Here is a 25,700-nt window from a genome sequence, read left to right on the forward strand (position 1 = left end):
CCATTATTTCGGGGGAAGTCCACTCGCTACCGCTCGGCGATTGAGGCCAGGCGTTATGTTGCTTAGGGGTTCTAGCATGAGAAACTTTTGCGTCACGGATGTAAAAGGGCAGTTTAATGGCTAAGAAAACTCTAGATGCCACACCGGAAAAACGTATTTTTTTATCGATTATCTCGGAATACGACTTAAAGAGATCGATATGTGAATTAATAGACAACGCGATTGATCTTTGGACTAGAACCAAGAGAGAGGGCTTGGTAATTCGAATCGAGTTAGATACTCGGCAACAATCGATATCTATACATGACAATGCGGGAGGCCTCGAGGAGGATAGACTCGATCATATTATAAGTCCCGGAAAAACTAGCAACGATATTGATGATAGCGTGATCGGATATTTCGGCGTGGGTAGCAAGAGGGCTGTTGTTGCTCTCGCAAAAGATATTAGTATTAAATCTAGGTTTGGTACTGAAAAAACGTTTCTGGTAAAGCTTGATGAGGATTGGATAACGAATGACTCAAGTTGGCATTTGCCATATGCAGAAGCTCCGACGCCGCTAAGCCCTTCATCAACAGTAATTGAACTAGGTAAACTTCGAATTCATGTTAGTGAAGATGATACTGAAGTACTTAAAGCTCAATTGTCAGAAATTTATGCGCGATTTATTGAAAGCGGGATAACTATTAAAATAGATGGTGAAATACTGGGGCCAATTCATTTTGATGATGAGTGGTCTTATCCGCCTAAACTTTTGCCGACTAGATTCACAGGTGCTGTGGAAATTGAAGGCAGAGTGGTCGAGGTCGAGATTCTATCGGGATTGATAGATCACCCAGGTGATCCAGATGATAGTTATGGGGTTTTTGTTTACTGCAACAACAGGTTAATTTCTAAAGGGCTCAAAGACTACTCAGTTGGGTTCACCTCGGGCTTGGTAGGTAATCCTCACTACAATGTTTCATTGGCTAGGACTATTGTTTCTATAAAAGGACAATCGCAAGACATGCCTTGGGATAGTAGTAAAAGTAGCATAAATGCGAAACATGAAATATGGCAATCAATCCGTAAAAGCGTAATTGATGCAACTAAAAGATATGCGCAAGTATCTAGGAGTCTTCAAGGTGCATGGGACAAGGAGGTGTTTAAACACTCCACTGGGCATATCGAAAATGCAAAGCTAGACAATATTGAAAACATCCCCAAAAGCTATCTCCCGAAGCCTGCACCTAGCAGAACAAAATGGCATCAAAAAATAATCAATAAGAATGCAGCCACTTTAAGAAAGAAGCGTTGGGCCGCCGGTATATTAGATAGTATTTTGGCTGCAGATATGATTTTTGGAGGGCCGTTAGCACATAAAAATCGAATCAGCTTAATAGTTTTGGATAGCACATTAGAAATAGCATACAAAGAGTACTTAGTTAGTGAAGTGGGGATTGGCGTTCGTAAATTTAAAGAAATTTCTGAAAATCGCAAAAGAGTACAAGACGAAGTTCTAAAGCATATCCCTCTAGATGAAGATGAAGTTAAGAAAATCGATCATTATTATAAATTGAGATGTGATCTGATCCATCAAAGAGCGACTCCAAATGTTGGTGATGATGATATAGAGGATTACCGCGCAATTGTGGGGGAGGTTTTGGAGGTGATGTTTGGTATCGAGTTGTGACATTAGTAACATAATTATAAGTTATGCCAAATAGAGAGAGTCACAAAAGTCTTGGTAGAGCATGCCTAATTGCTCCACTAATTGCGCCTGTTCTATATTATATCGGCGCTTTGATTGCGATGGTTATCGAACCAAATAATAGAGTGAGTTTAATAAGTGCTTTAATATTTATAATGAGTATCGGCATTCCAGTTAGCTATGTTGTAACTTTGGTATTAGGCTTGCCAATTTACCAAATTCTAAAAAATAAAGGGGTACTTACTTTAACTAATATCAGTCTAAGCGGTGTGTTATTAGGAGCTGTTGTGTTCTTATTATTTATTGGGTGTGTATCAACTATGAATGTAATAGAGTTTGTTAGCGTCTCTGCTATTGGTGCTACGTTGGGCGGCTCTGTTGCCCTGACATTCGGAATTATATCAGGCATAACCAGGCCTTCCATCGGACGCAGTCGCTAACGCGCCTGCTCCGCTGAAGGCAACGTTATACCTCTGATAAATAGAAGCTTTTATCCACATCGACATGTACACAAATTGTGCCTAAACTTAACTCATGGACGTTGAGTGGGATCCAAGGAAGGCGGCTGAAAATCTCCGTAAACACGGAGTCGATTTCGCTGATGCAGTGATTGCCCCGGAGGACGAAAACGACCTCACGATCGAAGATCGCGATCATCCAGAACAACGCTTTAAAACATTGGGATTAGGACCAGATCTCAAAGTTCTTTTTGTTGTTCATGCTGAGCGTAACGAAAATTTAATTCGCATTATATCTGCCCGGGACGCGGATCGCAGTCAAACCAAACAGTATTATCAAGGCCTGAGCTATGAGTGAAAATTTCAGTAAAGGAAAGCGTGGCGCAATTATCAAACCCGACCCAAATAAGGTTCGTATTACTATTCGTTTGGATGCCGATATTATCGGACACTTCAAGAGCCTGGTACATGCTGCAGGAGGCGGGAACTACCAATCTCTCATCAACGAAGCATTGCGTGAGCACATCAAAGCACACGATAAATCTCTGGAAGATGCGTTACGTAAGGTCATCAGAGAAGAATTAAAGCAAGCGGGGTGAAAGGTATAACCATGCGACCCAATCCGACGCGGCAGAGCCGCACGGCTGGCCTTAATCGTTAGATTGCTTTTTGGCAGAATTTGTAGGAATCCCGGCCAACTCTCAATAGGAAAAGCCACCGACTACTTGAATGCCGTCCGGTTATTGTCTAAAACTAAAACACCTCGATTGCGGCAAAAGGATTGGCAGGAATAACAGGAAATGCAGAGTGTTTGGTCAAACACTGGGAGCTTACCGTTTGCGTCGGAGGATTGGATGGCGCCAGTGGGACAGACGCCAACACAACGTTTCGAGCGGGTGCAATCCGACGTGAAGGATATTTTCCCGAATAGCTGATCTCTGATCGTCCGGTAGTTTGCCAACGGCGATGCCTCTATGGCCTTGAGTAACAAAGCCCGCATTGCCGGAACCCGTTTGTTCCCGTACGGCTGCTGTTCCGCGCCGTCATGCAAGCGCCCCACCATGACTGCGGCGGCAGAGGCCGAGCGCTCCCGGAATAATGTAAAAAACTGGCGACGAGAAAGCGATGGGGCCTGATATTCGAGTTCTTCCCTGTTCTGTATCAATTTGACGGCGTGGCTGGGGACAATATCCTTCAGCCGGTCGTGAGCGGCGGTAACGCTGTCCAGGATATGACTGTTCGCGCATTCGCTACAAGCAGTCAAGTTGATGTGTAACCCGTCAGGGAAAACCAGTGCAAACAGCACCATCACTTCCGGATGGGCCAAGTAGCCGAGGCATGAAAGCCGCGCATGGGCATCATTATCCGGCTGTCCCTTGCATCCGAGTACGGGAAGCGGATGGTCAGCAAGGTCGGACAGGAGGCGAGGTAGGGAAAGACCCGGGGAAGAGAGTGCCGCCGTCGGGCAAACCGAGAGACACGCAAGGCATTGAGTGCAAGTGCCGGTGTTGATGTGCAGACCTCCTTGGCCCCATGAAATGGTATCCATCGGACAAATGTCCATGCACTTGGTACAGCGATTGGCAGTGCAGCGATGACGGACACACCGTGATCGGTCGACGGTGACTGCCGTCTCGGGGGCTAGCGTCTTCAAAGCGTAGCCGCTCAGGGGCACAATCATGGCAGCAATACCATGCCCGGCTGCCGCAGGGCACCAAGGACGAAGCGCCGGGTCAGGTCGGCGAGCTTCCTGTAAAATGCTGTGCACGAGCCCTCTTTCATAGCCTCTGTAAACGGAACTATCCACTGACCCAGGTGTTCATCGAGCAAGCTGCGTTCCAACTCGGCTAAGCGGTTCCGTTCATTGGATTCAGTATGACCGTTGCCTAGGCGGGCATTTAACAGATAGAGGAATTCCAACTCCACAGCCACATGGTCGGGCATCTCGGTGAACGCCTCGGCGACATGGAATCCGCCTTCGCGGTAAAGGGCCAGCACCGCCATGGTGGTATCGCCCATAACGATGTTTCCGCGGTCCAGGTAAACCGATCCGTAGGGTTTGGATCGGATATTGAAAGGACCGAGGAACAGGCGGGTGTAATCGATCCGTAGGTCCTCGTAGCTGATCTCACGGAAGCAAGCACCCATGACTTGCGCTGCCGCGGCATATTCAGAATCCAGGGCCGACAAGGCCTGTTCCAGCTGGCCAAAGATGTCCTCTTCCAGAAAGGCTTCCTCCGGCTCGTAATAGCAGGCACTGAGCATACGGCAGGCGTCCGCTTTGGCTTGATGTCGGCGCTGTACGTCGTTTTGAAGGTTTTCCATGGAAATCCCTTTAAAGCAAAGGGCTGGGGCCAACGACCCCAGCACCAATTCATCGTGCGTGCGATCCTCAAACGGTCGGATCGTTGTAACTTCGGATATAGAAGACGTTGGGTTCGGTTCCTTCCTCTTCCTTTAGCCGAGTCGTTTTCTGAGCGGCGAGGATCTTGGCGATCGCGCTATTGGGATCATTTTGATCACCGAAGATCCGGGCGTCTGCCGGGCACGCCTCAACACATGACGGTAGTTCACCGACGCTTGTTCTGTGATAACAGAACGTACACTTCTCGATGATACCCATGTTGCGCACCGGCGGATAATCGCCTGAATTGAACCTGTTCTCGCTGGGCGGCGTCGCACCGGCCGTCTTGGCTACTTCGGCTCCCGATGCCGTGCATCCGGCGATGGCCGGGCTCTCATCGAGCCACTCCGGATGGACCGGAAAATCGAACTGATTGAAACTGATGACGCTGTAGGTTCCGCCGTCGAGACTGGAATCGTCCAGCTCCTGAGAACTATAGGGGCAGGCGTCCAGGCAGGCCCCGCAGCCAATGCACCTTTCCTGGTTGAAGAGCGTCGTACCGTCGGGCGCCTTGAACATGGCTTTGGGCTCGGTGGGACATTCTTCGATACAGGGAGGATTGCTGCAATGATTGCACAGCACTGGCATTTGCACATAGGTAGTGTTAGGAAACTCGCCCTCTGTCTTCATGACGAAGTCGGCCCAGTTGAAACTCTGATTGTGGGCCCGAGCCTGGGTGTTGTTTTCTGCCTTGCAGGCCAACGCACAACTGCCGCAACCTGTGCATTGGTGCAGATCGATTACCATTCCATATTTGACTGACATGATCTTATCCCCGTTAATTAATTCGGTCGATGGCTAGAGCTTCTGGATCTTGACGCGCGACACGGCATGACGGGCGGTCGAGCCGCTGAGGCGGTCGTAATCGGCCGGCAGCAGTTCGTTGTTGTTGAACCCGCGCGGGACATGTTTGCCGTAGTCCGCGCTGGCCAACCGGCCGTAGGCCCAGTGGCCCATGCCGAAGGTCTTGTTGACCGTGCCCGGGCGAACGCCTTCCCAGAGTTTGACTTGAATTTTCACACTCTTTTCTGGCGATGTTACCGTTACCCAGTCTCCGTCTGTCAGCTTCAGTTTCTGGGCATCCTTGGGATTGATCTTGAGGACATCTGTGTGACTGATATCGCCCGGATCGACCTTCTTGAATTCATAGAATTCGTTTAAGTTCTGTGACCGACCCTCGCGGCTCAACCGGCTACGGCTGTCCATGAAGACGAAAGGAAATTCGTTCTCGTCGCCATGGTATTTAGCCGGTTCCCAATGCGGTACAAAGACCTGCTCGCCGCGACCCGCGTATTGGGTGACTTCCATGACCTTGTCGATGCTGACCTCGTATTTCTCGGCGTGCATGCCGAGCACCTTCTTCAAAGTCTCGCTGTAGAACTCGAACTTATGGGTCTCTGTTTTGAAGCCCTTCTCCCACTTTTTCTTGAAAGGATACTGGTCGGACTGCCACAGACCGAGTTTCACGAATTCCTGCCATCCGTTGATCTTCTCGCCACTATGGTATTTGGTGGGATTCCATTGCTTCTCGGTCATGACCTTGACGACGATTTCGGCGAACTGCGCCTCGTTTTCAGCTGCCTTGCCGGTTTCAGGATCCTTCAATTCGGTTTGGAAGTAGTCGAACAGGTTCGGGAAGCCTTTTTCCTTCAGCTTCTTGGCCAGCATCCAGACCACTTCGGTCTCGTCGATGCGGGTGTCCCACAGTGGCTTGACCAAAGGTTGCTGCAGGCCTATGTAACTGTAGCGGTTGTACTTGCTCGGCACCAGGCCCCAGCGTTCGAACATATGGAACGATGCCGGCAGCACAATATCGGCAAACTGGCTCATCTCCGAGGGATTGGTCACGATGTGCGCGAAGAAGGGAACTTTCTCCAACGCCTTTTCCCAACGGGTCGCACCGGTGCACGAGAAGGTGAAATTGTTCCAATAACCGATGGCCACTTTGATTTCGTAAGGATCTTCGTCGAGGATCCCGTCGGCCGCCCGGTTGGTGACCACGCCGCCGCCCGGTTTTTTCTTGAGTGAGGGGAATTCAAGGGTGCCACGCTGGTCGATCTTCTTGTGTTTCACTCCTTTTTGGGCGATTTCGTCCAGGTACGGCTTGAATTTCTCCTTGTAAAGCGGAATATGGGTATAGGGCGCCTTCATCTTCTGCAGTGTGCCACCCTTGTTGTCGGCGCCGCCGACCAGGCCGTTGAGGGCATGGGCCGCAAGGGCGCCATAGGCGCCGCGTGGCTGCATGGCGGCACCCGGCGCCATCCATACCATGACGTTGGGTGCTGCTTTTCCGAAACCGATCGCCACGCGCCGGATCTGTTCCGCCGGCACCAGACAAATCTTTTCCGCCCATTCGGGAGTCCGGTCCTTAAGCTCGAGGTTCCACCACTTGACAACGCCATGGGTGAGTTTTTCGTCGAACGCCGTCTCGTCCACCATTGCGCCGGTCTTGAAGGCGTTGACACCGTCCTTGAAGTCACCGACGAACTCCCGGCTCCATAGCCCTTCAGTCAGAATGACATGTGCAAGTGCGAGGGCAAGCGCACTGTCTTCCCCCGGTTTGACCGGCATCCATTCGTGGGCCTTGGATGCGGTCGCCGAAAGGCGTGGGTCCACCGCAACAACGGTCGCCTGATCGAGAACCTTGCCCCATTGGCGGATGGCGTTGGGTACCTGGCGGTTGGAGGCGATGGGATCGCCGCCGAAGCAGATCACGTATTTGCTGTTCTCCAGGTCGTAATCGCGGTAGTCCCAATAACCTTCGGTGTAGTAGGAGCCGAATTTTTCCGCCTCGGCGCAGATGGCGCTGTGGGAGATATTGTTGGGAGAGCCGAAAATCCTGGGCAGCGCACCATAGATGACGTCGCGGCAATAGGTATAACGGCCGCGCATCAGCATAAATTTTTCCGTTTCGTTGTTTTTGCGCAATTCCATCATCTTGTCGGCGATAGTATCCAATGCCTCGTCCCATGAAACCGCCACGAACTTGGGATCGACGCCGCGCCCCTTCTTCGGATTGGTGCGCTTCATCGGCACCTTGATGCGGTCGGGATCGTACATCTGCCCGATAGCCAGATGCCCGCGTGGACAGACGTAGCCATTACTGCTCTTGGAAAGATGATGGCCGCGGACCTTGACCACCCGGCCTTCCTGAACGAAGGCCTCGGCAGCGCACCAGGAGGTACAGCCCTGGCAGACGGTCGGCACCCATTTGCCTTTGCCGGGAGAGGCGGGCTTGGGTGCGGGGCCATCGGCCGGCGGATCTTCAGCCATTGCCTCGCGCACCATGGCGGAGGTCGCGATAAGGCCACCAGTAGCGACAGAACTCTTGATAAAATCTCTACGATTAAGTTTCATGCTCCTCCTCCTATTTGGTCTTTTCAGGAAAATCCTGAGTAGTGTTCAATGTTCAAGAATCGATGACATGGTGGAAAACCAATTGTCGGTTCTCCACGAGCCGGATAATCAAGTTCTTAATTGTTCTTCGTTTTCGTTTTCGTCTTCGACTTCTTCCCAACCGGTAATCATCGCTTTGATATGGGCGGTCGGGGTATGTCCGGCGGTAGCCAGGTAGACATGGACGATCAGGAAGATCAACATCAGGTAGGCAGCACTGGCATGCGCCACGGCTACCCACTCCAGTGGCAGATTGGCCAGTCCGTACTCAGGCCAGACATCGTAGAACAGGTAGAGCCAGCCGCTGAACCATATGGTCGGTCCAATCACCAGCAACACGAACAGGTAGGCGAGGCGCTGCAGCGGATTATGCTTGTACCGCGTGGTCTGCCGGAACGGGTGCGGGGCATTGGTGAAGATGCCGACTGCGTAGTACTTGATCATGGCATCGGCCTTCTCCAGGGTAGGCATGTACTGCTTCCACTCCCCTGTGGTGAAGTGCCAGAAGATAGCGAAGATCCAGAGGCCGACCAGGGTCCAGGCAGCGATAGTGTGGTAGCCGACCACCTGCTCGAAGCCGAACAGGGAGTAGATACCGTGCACCTCGAAGCCGGTGACCAGCAGGGTAATGATCAGCGCCGCCTGGGACCAGTGCCAGAAACGCTCGAAACGTTTGAACACGTAGATTTTCTTTGGCATGACTTTATCCCTTCTTTTGGCTTGAGATAACGCGAATCGCGCCGTGCAAGAGCACGCCAATCAGCGCCAGCAATGCCATGGTCAAGAACAGTTTATCGAGTATGGGCAGGCTGCCAATGCCCGGCATATAAAGACCTTCAACATCTTTCATGCGGCCATCCCTGCTGTGACAGGACACGCAGGCGAGAGCATCCTCGGCTGGCGCGACCATGTGATTGACGGGGATGCGCATTTCGGTTTCGACAAAGCCGACCTGACCGCTGAACTCCCTGCCTGCCACCTTCATTGCGGCATCGATGGATGCCGGCCAGTCAAAGGTCTTCCAGTAGCCATCGTTCTTCTTTCCGAACAAGCTCGCCGGCACGAGGGTCGCCTTTTCCTCATCGATGGGTTGTTTCCCACGCAAGGTCTTGACCGGCCATATGCGGGCTTTGGGATCATCAGGACCACCCGCGAGAGTGTTGAGCTGCACGACCCCGGAGGGATCGATGCTGTCATCCATGGTTGTGAATTCGATCTGGCCACTGAACCAGACGTATTCCGGCACCAGGTTTTCGGCCCACTGAGCGCTTCCCCGTTGTGATGAGTACGTGATGCGTCCCTCGCCATCCTTTTCGACGATCGCCTTGCCCTTTTCATTGAGACGACCGGCCGTCGACCAATCCCAATAGGTTTTTGTCGGCAGGCCGCCACGCGCCAGAGCGGGGATATGGCATGTCTGGCAGGCGATCCGGTCTACGTGATTGTTTAGCTTGGGGTTGGCGCTTTCCGGGTGGGGCGTCAGGCCGTGGCAGGATTCGCAGGTGGCGCGGCTGCCACCAACGACGTCTATACCGTGTTCATCCTTGCTCGCAGGCTCATACTGGCTCCCCATCATCTGGTGCCATTCGGTTTTGTGGCATGTGGTGCAGCTATAACCGAGCCCGTCTTGCGCCATGTGCACGTCGAGGTGGCGGGGGGCTGTCGCCAGCGATGAATCGAGGTCGCCCTGTTTGATGCCATCACCCCCGTCACTGTAGAAATGACACCCACCACAGGATTGCACGGTTGGCTTGCCGACCTGTTTCGCCAGTTCGGATAAGTTCGGTTTGCGGACCACCTCGCGCGCCTTGGACTTGTCCCATTCCACATGGCAGGCCGGGCACTTGACACGCAGCTGATGCATTTTGTTGGACGCATAGGTCCCGGTGGTGTCATGACAGGCGAGGCAATCGACCTGTTCTTCGGCCGTGAAGTCGAAACCTTCGTCTTTCCATTCGTTGCTGATATGACAGCGGGCGCAATAGGGTCCGTTCGACGAGGTCGCAAACATCGTGCTGTTCAGGACGTTCCTTTTGCCGACCAACTGTCCCGTCTTGCCGTTCGGAATTTCCCAATTCCAGTGACTGGACGTATGCACCTGCTTGGCAGCCAGGTTATGGCAACTGAGGCACGCCTTCGTCAGCTCCATGCCGGACTTAAATCTCTGCTGCAAGACCTCGAAGCTGGAATGATCGGCGGTCGACTGTTGCAAGGGCGTTGGCGTGACCGTTTCCGGCTTTATTTCAAAAGCCCCGTGGGAGCTGTTGATAGTCAAACCTATAAAAAAAAGCGATGCCAAGCGCCCTAGTTTCCCGATCATTTTGCGTAACCTATTATTTTTGGTAATTAGACCTCTTCCCAAAATACCTACACTCTCTTGGGATCCTGGTCCAGGCCTTTCTCCCGATTGGAGGGTGTCAGTGGTACTCCTAACCAATAGGGTTATAGGCCGTTGAGCGGCTCGATGCGGCAGCGAGCATCGCCAATTATCCCGTCTCCTTGAGAAAGTTCGGGCGTGAAACGTGCGCGCCCCTCTCATCCGCAGGTGATAAACAACTGTACAGCGACTACTGGAAAAACCGAAAAGTGACTACAAGAAACTGCAGAAAGACAACGATATAAATCGGATTACATTCTTATTGTTAGAGCACAAGCTACCATCATTGATATATATCTTGAATGACACAGATCAACGAAAACAATGATCAGCCAATACGGTACAAACCAGGTCAACTTCGCGCAGCTACACCTGTTCGGTTATCGGTTTGAGTTTTGGTATCGGGACTTTCGAAGTAAATTCCAGACCGGGCTTTACGGTTTCAGGCATCCCAGCGCTTGTGACGGTTATCCACTGAAGCCGGTCCGATGTATCCGGGAGAATCTGATCCTATCGGAGTGGTCGATCATTGAGCGGATCCTATTGCCACTTGATTTAATGACCACCACGTAGTGTGTGATCGTCTCCAAGCTCAGCACGTATCGGCGACAGAATCGCACCAACAAAGCCTTGTGGGAGTTCGACAATATCATTAAGAGCCTTTACTTGCTCGACTACGTCGACCTGCCGATGCGTAGGAGTAATGTCCACAAGGCGCTGAACCGTTACGAAGCCTGCTATTGGTTGGGCGCGCCATCGCCTATGCACCCTAGCGTTAAAATACAATCGATAAAGTAATTATTGTTAAGTTAAACATCAGCATGATGCTCTCGCAGAGATAATTATTTATCTCAAATTTTCAATATGGAGGGAATAAATGGGGACATCCATCACATGTATTTTCTTAAAACACATACAAATCAGTAAGATGGCAAGAAATGGTCCAGTGTGATTATTGTAATATTGCGTTGGGTGTCCCGGAAATTGGCACGAGCAACTTCATATACTCATCGTGTGGATGACAACTATATCAGTAAAACAATGAAAGAGTACTGTCGAGAAGCATGTAGCAAGATATCTGTTGCACTAAATCAAGTTATTCGACAGGCTCGTTAGGCGTAATAGAAATGCGAAGATACATTGTATGGAGCTGTGTATTTATTCTTTTTGATTATATCGGGCTGCTTTTACTCTAATACTGATTTTGTTCGCGTTGAGCCAGGTAAGCATGTACCAGTTCCAGAGAATACGAAGCCGAATACGAATTATGGATGGGTAAAGGTAAATCGAAGTGAAGCGAAAGGTTTTATGGTTCGTGTAGGAAATTTAACGTACAAGAGGATAATAAAGCCACACATGGTTAACGGCGATATAACTTTTGAGGCTGCTGTGTCTGCGTTTGCTGCTTTTGCAGAGAAAGAAGTAGAGCGAAGAGACTATTGTGAATCTGCATTCGTTCCGGAGAAGGCAAGAAAACTATATGGCTCAAATACTCAACCAGAAATGAATATTTATGTGGAATGTAGGCGCTAACAATATTTCGCCTAACAAAAACTTCAACTACGCGCCTATCGGCGCCGGACGCACTAACGTGCGGCGGTTAAGTTGGCGTTCGGGTCACTTGAATAATGGCGATAATGTACATACAATGTACGTATGATAAAGTTTGAATGGAATTCAGCTAAAGCTACAGCGAATATAAAAAAACACGGTATATCCTTTGAAGAAGCTAAGTCTGTGTTTTATGACGAGTTTGCTGTTCAATTCTATGATTCTGAGAACTCCGAGCTGGAAGAAGACCGTTTTCTCATGCTTGGTCTTAGCAGCGAGTCAAGAATCTTGATTGTTTGCCATTGCGAAAGAGATTCCGGTAATACAATTCGGATAATTTCCGCTAGAAAGGCAACGAGTAGAGAGCGTATATATTACGCAGGTGACTCATCATGAAAAAAGAATACGATCTTTCTAAAATGAAATCTCGAAAGAATCCTTATGCTTCGAAACTTAAAAAGCCAATTACTATGAGGCTTAGTGAAGATGTAATAGAGTACTTTAAAGACATGGCTGAAGAGTCCGGAGTACCTTATCAAAGTTTAATAAATCTATATCTTCGTGATTGCGTGGCCCATAATCGAAAGGTGGATATTTCATGGAACAAACAACCCTAACCAGTCCATAAAACCGACGCGAAAAACACACTCGGCTTATGGAGACGTCAGGCGACAGTAATGCACCCAGATAATAACCAGGCATCAGCGGTAGAGTTATCTTCTTTCAATCCCAAAGGCGATTTGCCTATGGTCGAAAAATGGCTAAGGTATCCCCATGTGGCGCGCTGGTGGGGCAATCCCAAGGAGGCGATTGCTGCGATCCGGAACCACGACACTTTGGCTTCAGCTATTATCTTGGTCGATAGCACTCCAATCGGCTATCTTTGTTGGCAGACACCTACCCACAAAGAGCTTGCGGATACAGGACTCGCTGACCTACCCGCAGATTTGGTCGATATCGATATCATGATCGGAGAGCCGTCTGCCTTGGGACACGGATATGGTCCCGAGGCTTTGTCCCAACTACTTGCAAAGTTACGCGATGATGGTGTCCAAATTGTCGGCATGGCCACCGCTGAATCCAATCAACGTGCCAGGAAAGCTTTTAAGAAGGCTGGGTTTAGATTATTCCGAACCTTTACCGAATCAGGTGAGCAAATGCGTTACTTAACCAGAGAACCCGATACTGCCGCCTAACAAACGCATGCAGACTGACCGCTTCAAGCACCGCGCGCTTTCCGCGGCCGCTGAGTTGAGCATTAGCCGAAAAGAGAGGAGTCACACATGATCGAACCAAAAAGCTCATTTCCTGTATTTACGGTTAAGAACCTCGATGCAGCGAAATCTTTCTATACAGAGAACCTTGGCTTTGATGTTGTCTTTTCGGGTGATTGGTACATTCACCTGGTTTCAAAGTCGGGCGTTCAGCTGGGTTTTCTGCTGCCAGATCAACCTACCCAACCCCCAATATTTCAAAAGCCATACATTGGTGAAGGCGTTATTTTCAGCTTGGAAGTGGAAGATGCAGATACCGCTTTCGCAGCAGCAAAATCTAGTTCACTCAACATCGTGCTTGAGTTGCGGTCCGAGGATTGGGGGCAACGTCACTTTTGCATCCAAGACCCGAACGGGATTTATTTAGACATTGTTCAGTCTTTTGAACCGACCGAAGAATATCAGGATGATTATGTCTCGGAATAATAGCCTCGCAGACCTAAAAAATATCGGCAAGAAAATTGCCGGTAGGTTGAATGAGGTTGGGATATTTTCCGAAGACGATTTAAGGCGAGTCGGTGCTGTTGGCGCACATCGCTTGATCAAGGAGAGGTATCCAGACGAAACGCTGGCGGTCTGTTACTACCTGTATTCATTTGAAGGGGCTTTGACTGACGAGCATTGGGATGAAATCGGTGAACAGAGAAAACAACAGCTCAAGGCACAAATCGGCTAACAAGGCGCTGTGCTTCATTGCCGCCGGTGAGCTTTGTCGTTAAGCCTCAAAAGTATCGTAGTGACTGCCAATGGCAAAAATATAGATAAGAGAATCGTCAAACTTATATATGAGCCTGTCTTTTTGGCTAATCCGCCACGACCAAAAGCCAGTGAGATTATGACGAAGGGCTTCAGGCTTCCCTAAACCTGTCGTTGGATCATCGTGCAACATTTCTTTCAAAATTGCGTAAAGGTTTTTGTGCATACGTTTATCGCGTTGTCGCAAATCTTCGTATACAAGCCATGTTTTTCCCTCAAATACTAAGGATCTCATCCATTTGCCCTTCCGTGGGGGTATATCCTTTACCTGCCTTATTGGTTGTACTTGATTCAGCGATCTGGCGCATCAGGCTGGTACCTTGCAGAACGTACAGTGTCTCCTGGTCTCGTTCCCAATCTTCTGCGCTCATCACTACAAAGTCTGCACCGCTTCGGTGGGTTACACGTAGTGGGGTGTGGTGGCTAACAACCTGTTCTACAAAGGATTTTAATCTTTCTCTAAAATTATTTACTGTGGTGGTGTACATTGCAGGCGCCTTCGAAACGTACGGTATTGCCGTACAGTCTAGATGAGAAGCCTTAGCATTTTCGGGTTTTTCATCAGCCTCGTTATGTTCAATCATCGAAAAGCATGGATATAAGAGAATACCGAGAATCAGACTGGAACCAGGTATGGACAATTATCGAAAAGGTCTTTCGTGCGGGTGAAACCTATGCATTTTCACCCGAGATCAGTGAGCTGGAAGCCCGCAATGTCTGGATAGAGATGCCGAAAAAAACCTATGTGGCAATAGCCGATGACGATGAAATCCTGGGCACATATTATATAAAACCCAATCAACCCGATCTTGGTTCTCATGTTTGTAATTGCGGCTATATAGTTTCCGAAAGCGCCCGGGGTAAAGGTGTGGCTTCGAGATTGTGCAAGCATTCTCAGCAGGTGGCGGTGGAGTTGGGTTTTCGTGCAATGCAATACAATCTGGTTGTTTCCACAAATGAAGGTGCAATTCGTTTATGGATCAAGCTCGGTTTTGAGGTTGTCGGTATATTGCCGAACGCATATAAAAGCAAAAGCGCCGGCTACGTCGATGCGCTTGTAATGTACAAAGAACTTAAAACATAATAATTGGGTCGCCCGGGACGTTGGTTCGCTTTGGGTGTTTCCCCCTCTTGCATGGACCATGGAAAGGGACGCGATTACCGGGTGACTCGATGAAGCACGAAGCCATCCCGTTCCGGATCTGATTCAAACACCCAGCTGGGAATGTGATGCTAAATATGGTTCGTACTACCAGTCATCTCGTGAATAGATCCAAATAACCGGTTAACGTGGAGCTATCTGAATCCCAATTTAGGCCGGGATAGCGAATTCCGTTTGAGTCCCATATACTTGGCACTTCGGTTTTCTTCGGTCTATTCAGATTTATTCCATTGTCTGAGTAGAATGTGGGCTATAAACAATCAAACCTGAGAGGTGGATTTTCATCATGACCACGAAACATGACGGCGCCGTTCGCACAAGCAATCGTAAACTTTTAGCTTGGGTTGATGAGATCGCTCGGTTATGTGAACCGGACCGTATTTACTGGTGCGATGGTTCCCAGGAAGAGTACGATCGCTTGTGTGACGAGATGGTGAAAAGCGGTACCTTGATTCGCCTGAATCCGGAGAAGCGGCCCAACAGTTACCTGGCCCGTTCCCATCCGAGCGACGTGGCTCGCGTTGAGGAACGAACCTATATCTGCTCTAAAAGGGAAGAGGATGCCGGGCCGACCAATAATTGGATGGATCCCAAGAAGATGAAAACGATCCTGAATGGATTGTTCAAAGGCTGCATGCGGGGCAGGACGATGTATGTGATCCCATTCAGTATGGGACCGCTCGGCTCTCACATCGCCCATATCGGTATTGAAATCTCCGACTCCGCTTATGTCGCGGTTAACCAACGCATCATGACCCGCATGGGGCAGAAAGTGCTCGATGTGCTGGGTGACGAGGGTGAATTCGTGCCATGCGTGCACTCGGTTGGCGCACCCTTGACACCGGGGGAAGAGGACGTCCCCTGGCCCTGCGCCGGCAACATCGAGGATAAGTACATTACCCATTTTCCCGAGACCCGGGAGATCTGGTCGTTCGGAAGTGGTTACGGTGGCAATGCCCTGTTGGGCAAGAAATGCTTTGCGCTGCGAATCGCCTCGGTGATGGGGCGGGATGAGGGCTGGTTGGCCGAACATATGTTGATCATGGGTGTGGAAACGCCCGAGAAGAAGAAGTTCTTCGTGGCGGCTGCCTTCCCCAGCGCCTGCGGAAAAACCAATTTTGCAATGCTCAAGTCGCCAGAAGGATTTGAGGGCTGGAAGGTCACCACCATAGGTGATGATATTGCCTGGATAAAACCCAATCCTGAGGACGGTAAGTTTTACGCCATCAATCCGGAGTACGGACTGTTCGGCGTTGCTCCGGGCACCAATGAATCATCCAACCCCAATGCGCTTGCCGCATTGCGTGAAAACTGTATCTTCACCAACTGCGCCCTGACGGATGATGGGGATATATGGTGGGAGGGGCTGACGGAAGATCCGCCAGAGCACATGATCGACTGGCGTGGAGATGATTGGAACATAGGTTGCGGTCGCCCGGCGGCCCATCCCAATGCACGTTTCACCGCCCCCGCCGCCGCTTGTCCTTCGATTGATCCGGAATGGGAGAATCCTGCCGGTGTTCCAATCACCGCCTTTCTGTTTGGCGGGCGTGTCAGTCACAACTTTCCATTGGTATTTCAGAGCTACAACTGGGAGCATGGTGTCTACATGGCAGCGACCATGGGCTCGGAAGCGACCGCCGCCTCCATCGGTCAGGCCGCCATGCGACGCGATCCCATGGCCATGTTGCCGTTCTGTGGTTACAACATGGCGGACTACCTGAAACACTGGCTGCGTATCGGACGTAAAAACGTTGCGACACCACCTGCCATATTCCGGGTGAACTGGTTCCGCAAGGATGAACACGGCCGTTTCATCTGGCCAGGCTTCAGCGAGAACATGCGGGTGCTCAAGTGGATAGTCGACCGTTGCAGCGGCTATGGTCATGCCGTCGAGAGTCCCTTGGGCTGGGTTCCCTCCCATGGTTCCCTCAACTGGGATGGGTTGGAATTCGACAAGGCCGATTTTTTTGAAATCATGAATATCGATCGGGAAGTGGCGCGCCATGAAACCATTGATCAGGAAGAGTTGTTCACCCGTTTTGGTGATCACCTTCCCCGCGAAATGGAACTTGAACGCGAGCTTCAGCTGGCGCGGTTGTATCACTCTCCAAAATATTGGGATTTGTCTGCAACCTGTGATTGAGCAATGTGAGGTATAGGCCACAGAAACATCTTGGTCCTCATCGATAACCTGTTCTCACCCCTCCGCATGACCGACAGCACCGCCCTTCGGGGCGGTGTCGGTCGGCATCCTCATTCCAAACCATTATTTTTTTAAATAAAACCATGTCCGTTTTTTGTCTGAGGTGCGGCAAGCCGCACCCTTGTATCTCTTCTGATGAATTGTTTAGCTAGCAATTCATCACACGGTGATAAGACCTGCACCGCACCCTGAGACCACGAGTCTGTTTTGTAGATACAGGCTATCACCGATTCTCTATAAACTGAATGGTATCGGAGTCCCTCCGGCATTACGGAGAGAGGCTGCATGAACAAGGTGAGTGAAGAGAATGAAAGCGATAATTGGCATTGATGTGAGTAAAAATAAGCTGGATTGTCTGTGGTTACGCAGTATCGAACCACGCAAGGTCAAGTCGAAGGTCTTTCCTAATACACCAGCCGGCCATGACCACCTACTCGATTGGTCACAAAAACAGACTGGTCAGCCACTGAGTGGGTTACGCTTTGTCATGGAGGCGACTGGCATCTACCACGAGCGTCTAGCCTACGGTCTGCATGAGCAAGGTGGTGAAGTCGCGGTGCTTAACCCGGCCCAGGTGAGAGATTACGCCAAGGGTATCGCGGTGCACACCAAGACCGACAGAAAGGACTCGCTGGTGTTAGCCTTGTATGGCGCCAAAGAACCCCTGCATCTGTGGAGACCGGAACCGGCAGAGATACGTAAACTCAAAGAGTTACTGTCACGGCTGGAGGCATTGCAAGGCGATATCCAGCGTGAACGCAACCGCCTGGAGAAGGCCTTGTCAGGGATCAGTCATCTAGAGGTTGGGCACTCCATCTCGACCGTGCTCAAAGGCCTGGAGCAAGAACAAAAGCGTCTGGAAGCGATGATCGATGAGCATATCGACACCCACCCCCAGCTGAAAAACGACCAGCAGCTGCTAGAAAGTATCCCAGGCATTGGCCGGACCCTCAGTCGAATCATGATGAGTGTCTACTGTGCCCGGGATTTTGAGCATGCTAGTCAAATGGCCGCCTATCTGGGAGTGGTGCCCATCGAGCATCAATCCGGATCCAGCATCAACAAGCGACCACGACTGTCGAAAGCAGGCAGCGCGAGGATCAGGGCCAAACTCTACATGCCTGCTATCGTGGCCAGTCTACACAACCCGACGGCCAAGGCCTTATACGAGCGGTTGCTCGCGAGAGGAAAATGCAAAATGTCCGCATTAGGAGCCGTTATGCGCAAATTAGTACATCTGTGCTTTGGGGTACTCAAGCACCAGCAAGATTACTCCCCACAAGCCGCTTTATAGCTACTTGTGGGAGTAAGGGAGAGATGGTATCTATATGCTACGATCCCGTCATTCCGGCGCATGCCGGAATCCAGGGAGAATGCCAGGGTGGTGGTATGAAGCGACAACCGTGCGTGTATCTATTAGCCAGCAAACGAAATGGAACCCTATACACGGGTGTGACTTTTAACCTGCTACGGTCGACAATCGTGTGGAGCATCTGGATTCCGGCCTGCGCCGGAATGACGGGATCAGTGAAGTCTACCCACAAATTCTTCGGTGGATTCTTATTTTAGAACCATGTCTGCTTTTTCTCTGAGGTGTGGTTTGCCGTACCTTACTTTAGATTGAAGTGGGAACCATTTAGATCTGGCCGAACAGGGTCATGATAAAAAAATAGATGACGAAGGCGGCCCCGACGATGAGCCAAAACCTGTTCCATTTTTTATGGCGCAGTTTGAATTTAGCTGTCTGCGTATCGATAACGGATCTGTCATTCTCGCCCAGTGACGGATCGATCCATACCCGGGCATGGTTCAGGTCGTCGGCTTCGACGGCGGCTATCGCCTGGTTCAGATCGATGCGATAGATGTGGTTGTCCAGATCGACCAGGTTGTTGTGCAGCATGTTGTGCAGATGCATCTGGCCCGCATCGATATCGTTGAAGCGGGCGATATAGCGGATTTGTGAGCCATGACTGGCTTCCTGGGTGTTCGGCAGTTTATCCTTGACTATTACACGCACCAAATCCAGATGCTCAGGGTGAGTTTCCAATGTGAGATAGCCGGTCTTCATAGGTTTTTTATCTGTTTACCCGCATTACTCAGCCATAGTGTAAGCGACACTTTGAAGTTTTTAGTTTTTAGTTTTTAGTTTTTAGTTTTTAGTGGATGGGTTTGCTTAGCTCACGACTTTTTTAGATTATCTTTTCCTAATGCGCTTGCCGCTGAAGATGTGACGAGTGGTCAAGAAAGAGGAGTGTGGTCAAACAACTCAAAACTCAACACTAAAAACTCAAAACTTCTCAGCAGCTTTTGACTGACATGCTCCCATCCTTGATTGAGCATGATGGGCAATCAGGTAAGTTTATAACATCTACTCATCCCCCCACACCAGTTCTCCCGCTTCGCGTAGGTCATAACCGGACAGCTGTTTTGCCATGGCCTTGCATTCGGTTGAACGCAGACGCGCTATGAGATCCTGAAACAGGCGCCGAAACCAGATACTGCGGGGTAGTGTCAGATCGAAGGACTCCCAGCCGAATGGGATGAATGCCAATCCATATTCATTGGCTGCCGCGCGTGCCCCCGGGGCTACGTCCGCCTGGCCCATGGCGATATTGGCGGCGGCCTCACGTTCCGAAAGGGCGGTGGCGACACAATTCAGCTTTTCCGTGCTGGTGCCATAACCGCTGAGTACTTCCATCAGAAAACGCTGAGCGCCGGCGCCGCTTTGACGCATGGTCCAACGGAACTCGCGGTCGAAGAGATTCTCCGGCTGCAGTTTCCGTTGTTCGATCCGGCGGCTGACCATCAGTCCCTGTTCGCGGCGAAACAGGCGTATCAGCACCCACTGGCGAAATTGCGGGTATTGGCGCAGCAGTGCCGGGTGGCGCGTATGGCTCTCCTGATTCGGCCCCCAATGGATACCACAGGCGTCGATACGATTGGCCTGCAGCAGTTCCAGGCCCAGCCGGGTGCCGGTGGGGGAGTAACTGATCAGGGCATGGGAGCCGGTCTCATCGGCAAAGGTCATGATCAACCGATAGAGCAGGGGATCGTCGCTGCCGGCGATCACCAGCCTGTTGGTCATCAATCCACCGTGGGCGGAGTCGAGCATCCAACGATCGACCAGCTCTCTCGGAAACAACCACTTGCCGGTTATCTTGGTGGCGGGGATGCGCTCTTCGTTGACCAGGGCATAGATCTTCTTCTCATTCAGATGAAGATATTCCGCAACCTGTTTGACGTTCATAAAGATATGTTGATCCTGGGACATCACCGCTACCATAGCTTCCCCCCGTTATCGGCTTTTGCTCTGACCGGCCTGTCGTACCCCGGACTTTTGCGGGCGGACCTCCGGCACGGCATCGAAACTGACCTGTTCCGCCCCGTTGTAGACCAGGAAGTGTTTGCCCTTGGCGCGGGCGATCAGGGTGACGCCGACCTTTCTAGCCAATTCCAATCCCATTTGCGTGATACCTGAGCGGGAGAGCAGGACCGGTATCCCCATCTGTGCAACCTTGATCACCATCTCGGAGGTGAGCCTGCCGGTGGTATAGAAGATCTTGTCGTTGCCATCGGTTTCTTCGAGCCACATATGGCCGGCGATGGCGTCGACGGCGTTATGCCGCCCCACATCTTCGATGAAGAGATGAATCCGCTCTTCACTGCACAGGGCACAGCCGTGTACCGCTCCAGCCCGTTGATAGACCTGGTTGTACTCGTTGAGTGTCTGCAACAGTCTGTATATCTCGGATTGACGAATACTCCTCCGGGGCAGTTCGATCTTCTCCAGGTCATCCATCAGATCGCCAAACACTGTCCCCTGGCCGCAGCCGGTCGTCACTGTTTTACGCGCCATCTTCTCTTTCACGCCCTGTACGCCCTCATAGGTGGTGATGGCTGCGGAGTCGGTCTCCCAGTCGACCTGGATCGCTTTGATCTGTTCGATATCCAGGATCAGTTTTTGATTGCGCAGCCATCCCAGCACCAGCATCTCGGGACGGGTGCCCAGGGTCATCAGGGTGACCAGTTCCTGTTTGTCCAGATAGAGTGTCAGGGCACGTTCCGCGGCAACATGGCCGTTTCTGATATCGCCATACTCATCGATCGCAACAGCCTCCACCGCGGCACTGAGTCCCGCATCAGTCATCAGGGGCCGTTTTGTATCAGAGAGGGTGTCCATGGGTTCCACCTAACCACCGGTTACATTCATATGGCGGAACAGCACCGGTTTGGCCGTAAGATCGAACTCGTGGCCCTTGGGCTTGATCTCCATGGCATCGATGATCGCCTGGCGCAACGGCTCATCGTCCAGTGGATTGGCGCGCACCACCCGGCGCAAGTCCATGGAGTGTTCCTGACCGAGACATAGCAGCAGGCGCCCTTCGGCGGTGAGACGCACCCGGTTGCAGTGATCACAGAAGTTGTGGCTGTGAGGCGAGATGAAGCCGACCCGGGTGTTGCTGTCGTTGATACGGTAGTAACGCGCCGGTCCGCCGGTCGTATCCGTGGTGGCTATCAGATCGTAGTGCGGTTGCAGATCCTGCAGTACCTGTTGGCTGGAGTAGTAGAGTTCCGCCCGGTCGTGATCACCGGTCTCTCCCAGAGGCATCTCCTCGATAAAGCTGATATCCATGCCGCGTTTTTCGGCGAATTCCACCAATGCGGGGATTTCGTCATGATTGCGGTTTTTCAGGATCACCGAGTTGATCTTCACCCGCTGAAAACCTGCCTCGAGGGCGGCATCGATTCCGGCGAGGGTACGGCGAATGTCACCGATCCTGGTTATTTTCCTGAAACGCGCTTCCTGCAGTGAATCGAGGCTGATATTGACCCGCGTCACGCCTGCACGCTGCAATGTCTTTGCGTAGCGATTAAGCAGGGTGCCGTTGGTGGTCAGTGTGAGATCGTCCAGTCCATCCAGCTGGCCGAGGGACTCAAACAGCTGCATGACACCGCGTCTGGTCAGGGGCTCACCGCCGGTGATGCGGATTTTTCTCACCCCCATCTCTACGAAGGATTTGCCGACCCGAAACAGTTCTTCCAGGGTCAACAGCTGAGAACGGGGTACGAACGTCATATCTTCCGACATGCAGTAGACGCAGCGCAGGTCGCAACGGTCGGTGACAGAGATCCGCAGATAGTTGATGCGGCGATTAAAGCGGTCGACCAGGGATGATTGGGTCTGATGTTCGGGGCTCTCTCTGTTCACGCGCGGTCTCTCGGGTTGGATCTCCTGTCTGATGAGCAATTACCGTACCCGATGAAACCGATCACCAGCGTGTAAAGACCGGGAATAGTTCAGGTTTCACTCAACGGTTACCGCTCAAGGATCGGCATATTGACGCTAATCCCTTGTCTGGTGGGGGCTGGCGGCAAGTGGCGCTGTATCTGCGGTGGAATAACATGGGGGGATCAGCCCTTGCGCATCCGTCCCATGGCTGGGCAAGGCGTATAGGATTTCGCTCCCGTTACACCCATCGTGATGCCACGGTGGTGTAGCAATATGGTAAGAAATGTCCCACCTCAGTGATTCTAAACGGGACATTTTGCCCTGTTTTTCCGCTGATCCGTTTTACCGATTTTTTTCCCAATGCGACTCTCTTCTGATTTTACTGCCCTGATGATCGTTTGGTATGCAACTTGCGATGCATGAATTGGATAAGCACCGGGTATCAAACCATGACGGCAACGAATAGCGACCATACAAGGGACCATAACCCTTCAAAATTCAATGTTTCTGTGATCATCCAGCAGTCACCCAGTGATTCCCGATGGCTGGAAGACCGTTGGGAGGCCGTTGGCGTTGTAGCCGCCCTGGAAGAGGAGAGGGTCGATAGGGCCGGGCCGAGCCTGATCCACCAGGAGGGGCCGGTCAGTCACTATCTCTATCCGGGATTCACCCTGCGCCTGCATGAGGATGAGTGTGAAAGCTACTACTACAATCTGCTCTCATCGCAACCCCACTGTTACGTGGTGGCGAATTTGGACGACCAGGGCAAGCCGAACCCCTTTCTCGTCAGTCTTAGTTATGACGAGGCCCATGCCTATCTCGAGGGCGACGATACCGTCTACACCGTACCGGTACCGGCCGAGTTGTATCGTTGGACAGAGGCCTTTGTGCTGGACCACTACGCGCCGCAGAAAAGGACCAAGCGCAAGCGTGCCGACTGGAAATCTGCAGCCCGCGGGCCCGGCGATCATGAAGCCTGAGGATTCCCCGGAAACAGCCGTTCAGACAGACGCCGGCTTCTATCGTCGCTGGTCTGAAAAAAAACAGGCATCCCGGCAGCCCCTGGCGGAACAGGACGAAACGGTCGAAGAGCAACAACAGCCAGGCGACGAGGATATGCCTTCGTTGGAGAGCCTGGATGAAAACTCCGACTACAGCGGTTTCCTCTCCCCCCGGGTATCCGATCAGCTGCGCCAAGTCGCATTGCGGAAGCTCTTTCACAGTGCGGCATTCAATGTCTGCGACGGCTTGGATGATTACGCAGAGGATTTCACGAGTTTTGAAAAACTCGGGGATCTGATGACAGCGGATCTGCGTCACCGGCTTGAGCAGGAAGCACTCAGGCAGCAGCAACAAGTGGATGAGTTGGCCAAGCGCGATGCACGGGAGAGTGACGCATCAGACGATGAGGCGAGTGATGAGCCGGCGACAGCGCAGACCGGGCAAAACGAAGATCCAACCGACGAGGCAAAAACATGAGTGAATCGAACACCACGGCCGTGTCAATGGTCAACCGCCGGGCGCGGGATCTGGCGTTGCAGGCGATGCGGGAAATCGGCGTGGAGGCGACCAGTCTGGTCAACTATCAGTCCCGCGGCCGGGTGGCGGTGATCGGGGATCAGACGGCGCTGGAGATCGCGCCGCGGCTGAACGATAAGCTCAGTCCGATCGTGGTCTTGACCCGGGGTGTGGAAGAACCGGGCGCTCCGGTTGTCCCCGTGGGTGGACGTGACCTTCGGATAGAGGGGTATCTCGGGGCTTTCAAGATACATCTCGGCGAAGCCGGCCGCGCCAATGCGGAGATCCTTGCGGTGGATCTGATCCTGGATCTCTCGCACACGCCTTTGATGGATCGGGTGATGAATCCTCCCGGTTACTACCACTCAAGTATCGAGGAGGATCAGCTCTCGCCGGTACTCGATGAAATGGCTCAGATGACCGGTAATTTCGAGAAACCCCGCTATTTCGACTACGATCCGGCGATCTGTGCCCATGGCCGTTCGGGTAAGCATGCCTGCACCCGTTGCATCGATGCCTGTCCCGCCGATGCGATCACCAGCCTGGCCGAGACTGTCGAAGTGAACAGCTATCTCTGCCAGGGAGGCGGTGCCTGCGCCAGTGTCTGCCCCAGTGGGGCGATGCGCTATCTCTATCCATCGGTCAGAGACACTTTGCAACGGCTGCGTAAATTGTTGCATACCTATCTTGAGCAAGGAGGGTGTTCTCCGGTGGTGGTGTTTCATGCCGCTTCGGATCAACCGTTGCCGAACGATATGCCCGCCCACTATCTGCCGGTAGTGGTGGAGGAGTTGGCCAGCACCGGCATGGATGTCTGGTTGACGGTTCTGGCTTATGGCGCCAGGCAAGTGTTGTTGGCGGATGACGGCGGCATGCCGTCGGCCGTGAAGAGTGCGATGCAGGAACAGTTCGCCATCGCGGAGGAGATCCTGCGTGCGATGGGGTATCCCCAAACATCGATCCGGCTGATTGCACATGCTGAATTGCTGCGGGATAGCGGTGAGGGTATGCCTGAGATCCCGCTGGCGGGATTTTCCGGGATCGGCAGCAAGCGGCAATCGATCTTTCTTGCCATCGACCACCTTTACGACCAGGCCGAGCGGCCCAAACCGATGGCCAGCCTTCCCGCGGGCGCTCCCTTTGGGACCGTCTATGTGGAGGAAAAGGCCTGTACCCTCTGCCTCTCCTGTGTCGGCGCCTGTCCAGGCAAGGCGTTGCAGAGTGGCAGCGAGGGTATGCCTCAGCTTCGTTTCATCGAGGCCAATTGTCTGCAGTGCGGACTCTGTACCCGCACCTGTCCCGAGGACGCAATCTGGATCACGCCGCGGTTGCTGTTCGAAGCAGAGAGTCGTAACCAGACCCGTACCCTGCGGGAAGAGGAGCCCTTTCTCTGTACCGCCTGCGGTAAACCCTTCGCAACCCGCTCGGTGATCGAAAAGATGCGAAGCAGACTTAAAGATCATTATATGTTTCAGAGCGAAAGGGCGCTCAAGCGGCTTACCCTGTGCGATAGCTGCCGGGTGGTGGATATTGTGCAGGACGCGGAGGCCATGGGCGGGGATCTGGATGGACGGTTGCAACAGTAGAGCCCCATTTTGACCAACCATTGAGAGATGCCGATTCTGCGATTGGATCCGGGGGGAGTGAGGACTTGGTCGATTTCAGTCCAATTTGTCATTT

Annotated in this window: 28 protein-coding genes; 16 read left to right on the plus strand and 12 right to left on the minus strand. The window is 52.0% G+C overall.

What is annotated here, in order from left to right:
- The first annotated feature begins 116 nt into the window (after positions 1–116).
- From AB8516_RS19065 to AB8516_RS19080, 4 genes are all read left to right on the plus strand, one after another.
- Positions 117–1,670, plus strand: a complete 1,554-nt coding sequence (locus tag AB8516_RS19065; RefSeq protein ID WP_369162755.1) for an ATP-binding protein — start codon at positions 117–119, stop codon at positions 1,668–1,670.
- A gap of 119 nt (positions 1,671–1,789) precedes the next feature.
- Positions 1,790–2,128 carry a hypothetical protein gene (locus AB8516_RS19070; protein WP_369162756.1) on the plus strand — a complete coding sequence of 113 codons (339 nt, stop codon included), beginning with the start codon at positions 1,790–1,792 and terminating at the stop codon, positions 2,126–2,128.
- 94 nt (positions 2,129–2,222) lie between these two features.
- Positions 2,223–2,504, plus strand: a complete 282-nt coding sequence (locus tag AB8516_RS19075; protein WP_369162757.1) for a BrnT family toxin — start codon at positions 2,223–2,225, stop codon at positions 2,502–2,504.
- On the plus strand, positions 2,497–2,745 hold the full coding sequence (locus AB8516_RS19080; RefSeq protein ID WP_108341051.1) for a BrnA antitoxin family protein: 249 nt from the start codon (positions 2,497–2,499) through the stop codon (positions 2,743–2,745). The genes AB8516_RS19075 and AB8516_RS19080 overlap by 8 nt, the downstream gene beginning before the upstream one ends.
- 122 nt (positions 2,746–2,867) lie before the next feature.
- Here the strand turns inward: AB8516_RS19080 and AB8516_RS19085 are convergent, their stop codons facing one another.
- The 6 genes from AB8516_RS19085 to AB8516_RS19110 all read right to left on the minus strand — a co-directional run bounded on the left by AB8516_RS19085 (position 2,868) and on the right by AB8516_RS19110 (position 10,266).
- Positions 2,868–3,695 (minus strand): 4Fe-4S binding protein, encoded by an 828-nt coding sequence (locus AB8516_RS19085; protein ID WP_369162758.1) that lies wholly within the window; start codon positions 3,693–3,695, stop codon positions 2,868–2,870.
- 128 nt (positions 3,696–3,823) lie between these two features.
- Positions 3,824–4,471, minus strand: coding sequence for a molecular chaperone (locus tag AB8516_RS19090; RefSeq protein ID WP_369162759.1), 648 nt, complete (start codon positions 4,469–4,471; stop codon positions 3,824–3,826).
- 67 nt (positions 4,472–4,538) lie between these two features.
- Positions 4,539–5,315: a 4Fe-4S dicluster domain-containing protein gene (locus AB8516_RS19095; protein ID WP_369162760.1), complete on the minus strand. Its 777-nt coding sequence runs from the start codon at positions 5,313–5,315 to the stop codon at positions 4,539–4,541.
- A 33-nt stretch (positions 5,316–5,348) separates the two neighbouring features.
- Complete coding sequence (locus AB8516_RS19100) at positions 5,349–7,907, minus strand: molybdopterin-dependent oxidoreductase (RefSeq protein WP_369162761.1); 2,559 nt, start codon at positions 7,905–7,907, stop codon at positions 5,349–5,351.
- A gap of 108 nt (positions 7,908–8,015) precedes the next feature.
- The gene (locus AB8516_RS19105; RefSeq protein WP_369162762.1) at positions 8,016–8,645 is read right to left on the minus strand and encodes a cytochrome b/b6 domain-containing protein; all 630 of its coding nucleotides are present in this window, start codon (positions 8,643–8,645) and stop codon (positions 8,016–8,018) included.
- Between the two features lie 4 nt (positions 8,646–8,649).
- Entirely contained in the window at positions 8,650–10,266 is a 1,617-nt protein-coding gene (locus tag AB8516_RS19110) for a tetrathionate reductase family octaheme c-type cytochrome (RefSeq protein WP_369162763.1), read from the minus strand.
- A 633-nt stretch (positions 10,267–10,899) separates the two neighbouring features.
- Between AB8516_RS19110 and AB8516_RS19115 the strand changes: the two genes are divergently transcribed.
- The 6 genes from AB8516_RS19115 to AB8516_RS19140 all read left to right on the plus strand — a co-directional run bounded on the left by AB8516_RS19115 (position 10,900) and on the right by AB8516_RS19140 (position 13,824).
- Positions 10,900–11,121, plus strand: a complete 222-nt coding sequence (locus AB8516_RS19115; protein WP_369162764.1) for a Tn3 family transposase — start codon at positions 10,900–10,902, stop codon at positions 11,119–11,121.
- An 858-nt stretch (positions 11,122–11,979) separates the two neighbouring features.
- On the plus strand, positions 11,980–12,270 hold the full coding sequence (locus AB8516_RS19120; protein ID WP_369162765.1) for a BrnT family toxin: 291 nt from the start codon (positions 11,980–11,982) through the stop codon (positions 12,268–12,270).
- On the plus strand, positions 12,267–12,491 hold the full coding sequence (locus AB8516_RS19125) for a CopG family antitoxin (RefSeq protein WP_108289262.1): 225 nt from the start codon (positions 12,267–12,269) through the stop codon (positions 12,489–12,491). The genes AB8516_RS19120 and AB8516_RS19125 overlap by 4 nt, the downstream gene beginning before the upstream one ends.
- 60 nt (positions 12,492–12,551) lie before the next feature.
- Positions 12,552–13,070, plus strand: a complete 519-nt coding sequence (locus AB8516_RS19130; RefSeq protein WP_369162766.1) for a GNAT family N-acetyltransferase — start codon at positions 12,552–12,554, stop codon at positions 13,068–13,070.
- Between the two features lie 87 nt (positions 13,071–13,157).
- Positions 13,158–13,574, plus strand: coding sequence for a VOC family protein (locus AB8516_RS19135; RefSeq protein WP_369162767.1), 417 nt, complete (start codon positions 13,158–13,160; stop codon positions 13,572–13,574).
- Entirely contained in the window at positions 13,561–13,824 is a 264-nt protein-coding gene (locus AB8516_RS19140) for a TfoX/Sxy family protein (RefSeq protein WP_369162768.1), read from the plus strand. Before AB8516_RS19135 ends, AB8516_RS19140 begins: the two co-directional genes overlap by 14 nt.
- Before the next feature lie 39 nt (positions 13,825–13,863).
- Here AB8516_RS19140 and AB8516_RS19145 read toward each other — a convergent pair whose 3' ends face one another.
- Positions 13,864–14,139, minus strand: a complete 276-nt coding sequence (locus AB8516_RS19145) for a Txe/YoeB family addiction module toxin (RefSeq protein WP_369162769.1) — start codon at positions 14,137–14,139, stop codon at positions 13,864–13,866.
- On the minus strand, positions 14,120–14,392 hold the full coding sequence (locus tag AB8516_RS19150) for a type II toxin-antitoxin system Phd/YefM family antitoxin (protein WP_369163336.1): 273 nt from the start codon (positions 14,390–14,392) through the stop codon (positions 14,120–14,122). Before AB8516_RS19150 ends, AB8516_RS19145 begins: the two co-directional genes overlap by 20 nt.
- A 104-nt stretch (positions 14,393–14,496) precedes the next feature.
- Here AB8516_RS19150 and AB8516_RS19155 point away from each other — a divergent pair, with 104 nt between their 5' ends.
- From AB8516_RS19155 to AB8516_RS19165, 3 genes are all read left to right on the plus strand, one after another.
- Positions 14,497–14,988 (plus strand): N-acetyltransferase family protein, encoded by a 492-nt coding sequence (locus AB8516_RS19155; protein WP_369162770.1) that lies wholly within the window; start codon positions 14,497–14,499, stop codon positions 14,986–14,988.
- A gap of 364 nt (positions 14,989–15,352) precedes the next feature.
- A complete protein-coding gene (locus AB8516_RS19160; protein ID WP_369162771.1) occupies positions 15,353–17,212 on the plus strand; it encodes a phosphoenolpyruvate carboxykinase (GTP) in 1,860 nt (619 codons plus the stop codon).
- A 367-nt stretch (positions 17,213–17,579) separates the two neighbouring features.
- Positions 17,580–18,566 carry an IS110 family transposase gene (locus AB8516_RS19165; RefSeq protein ID WP_369158780.1) on the plus strand — a complete coding sequence of 329 codons (987 nt, stop codon included), beginning with the start codon at positions 17,580–17,582 and terminating at the stop codon, positions 18,564–18,566.
- Between the two features lie 342 nt (positions 18,567–18,908).
- On the opposite strand, the gene AB8516_RS19170 is transcribed toward AB8516_RS19165, so the two are convergent.
- The 4 genes from AB8516_RS19170 to moaA form a co-directional block, all read right to left on the minus strand.
- Positions 18,909–19,340: a hypothetical protein gene (locus AB8516_RS19170; protein WP_369162772.1), complete on the minus strand. Its 432-nt coding sequence runs from the start codon at positions 19,338–19,340 to the stop codon at positions 18,909–18,911.
- A 300-nt stretch (positions 19,341–19,640) separates the two neighbouring features.
- The gene (locus tag AB8516_RS19175; RefSeq protein ID WP_069127254.1) at positions 19,641–20,543 is read right to left on the minus strand and encodes a helix-turn-helix transcriptional regulator; all 903 of its coding nucleotides are present in this window, start codon (positions 20,541–20,543) and stop codon (positions 19,641–19,643) included.
- A 24-nt stretch (positions 20,544–20,567) separates the two neighbouring features.
- The gene (locus tag AB8516_RS19180; RefSeq protein ID WP_369162773.1) at positions 20,568–21,452 is read right to left on the minus strand and encodes a formate dehydrogenase accessory sulfurtransferase FdhD; all 885 of its coding nucleotides are present in this window, start codon (positions 21,450–21,452) and stop codon (positions 20,568–20,570) included.
- A 9-nt stretch (positions 21,453–21,461) separates the two neighbouring features.
- Entirely contained in the window at positions 21,462–22,481 is a 1,020-nt protein-coding gene (gene moaA / locus AB8516_RS19185; RefSeq protein WP_369162774.1) for a GTP 3',8-cyclase MoaA, read from the minus strand.
- Between the two features lie 470 nt (positions 22,482–22,951).
- On the opposite strand from moaA, the gene AB8516_RS19190 reads away from it, so the two are divergent.
- The 3 genes from AB8516_RS19190 to AB8516_RS19200 are packed head-to-tail and all read left to right on the plus strand — an operon-like array spanning position 22,952 to position 25,606.
- Positions 22,952–23,482 carry a DUF3305 domain-containing protein gene (locus tag AB8516_RS19190; protein WP_369162775.1) on the plus strand — a complete coding sequence of 177 codons (531 nt, stop codon included), beginning with the start codon at positions 22,952–22,954 and terminating at the stop codon, positions 23,480–23,482.
- Positions 23,472–23,981 (plus strand): DUF3306 domain-containing protein, encoded by a 510-nt coding sequence (locus AB8516_RS19195; protein ID WP_369162776.1) that lies wholly within the window; start codon positions 23,472–23,474, stop codon positions 23,979–23,981. Before AB8516_RS19190 ends, AB8516_RS19195 begins: the two co-directional genes overlap by 11 nt.
- Positions 23,978–25,606, plus strand: coding sequence for a 4Fe-4S binding protein (locus tag AB8516_RS19200; RefSeq protein ID WP_369162777.1), 1,629 nt, complete (start codon positions 23,978–23,980; stop codon positions 25,604–25,606). Before AB8516_RS19195 ends, AB8516_RS19200 begins: the two co-directional genes overlap by 4 nt.
- Positions 25,607–25,700: the final 94 nt, after the last annotated feature.

It is taken from the genome of Candidatus Thiodiazotropha sp. LNASS1 (assembly GCF_964212655.1).
Classification (GTDB): domain Bacteria; phylum Pseudomonadota; class Gammaproteobacteria; order Chromatiales; family Chromatiaceae; genus Thiodiazotropha.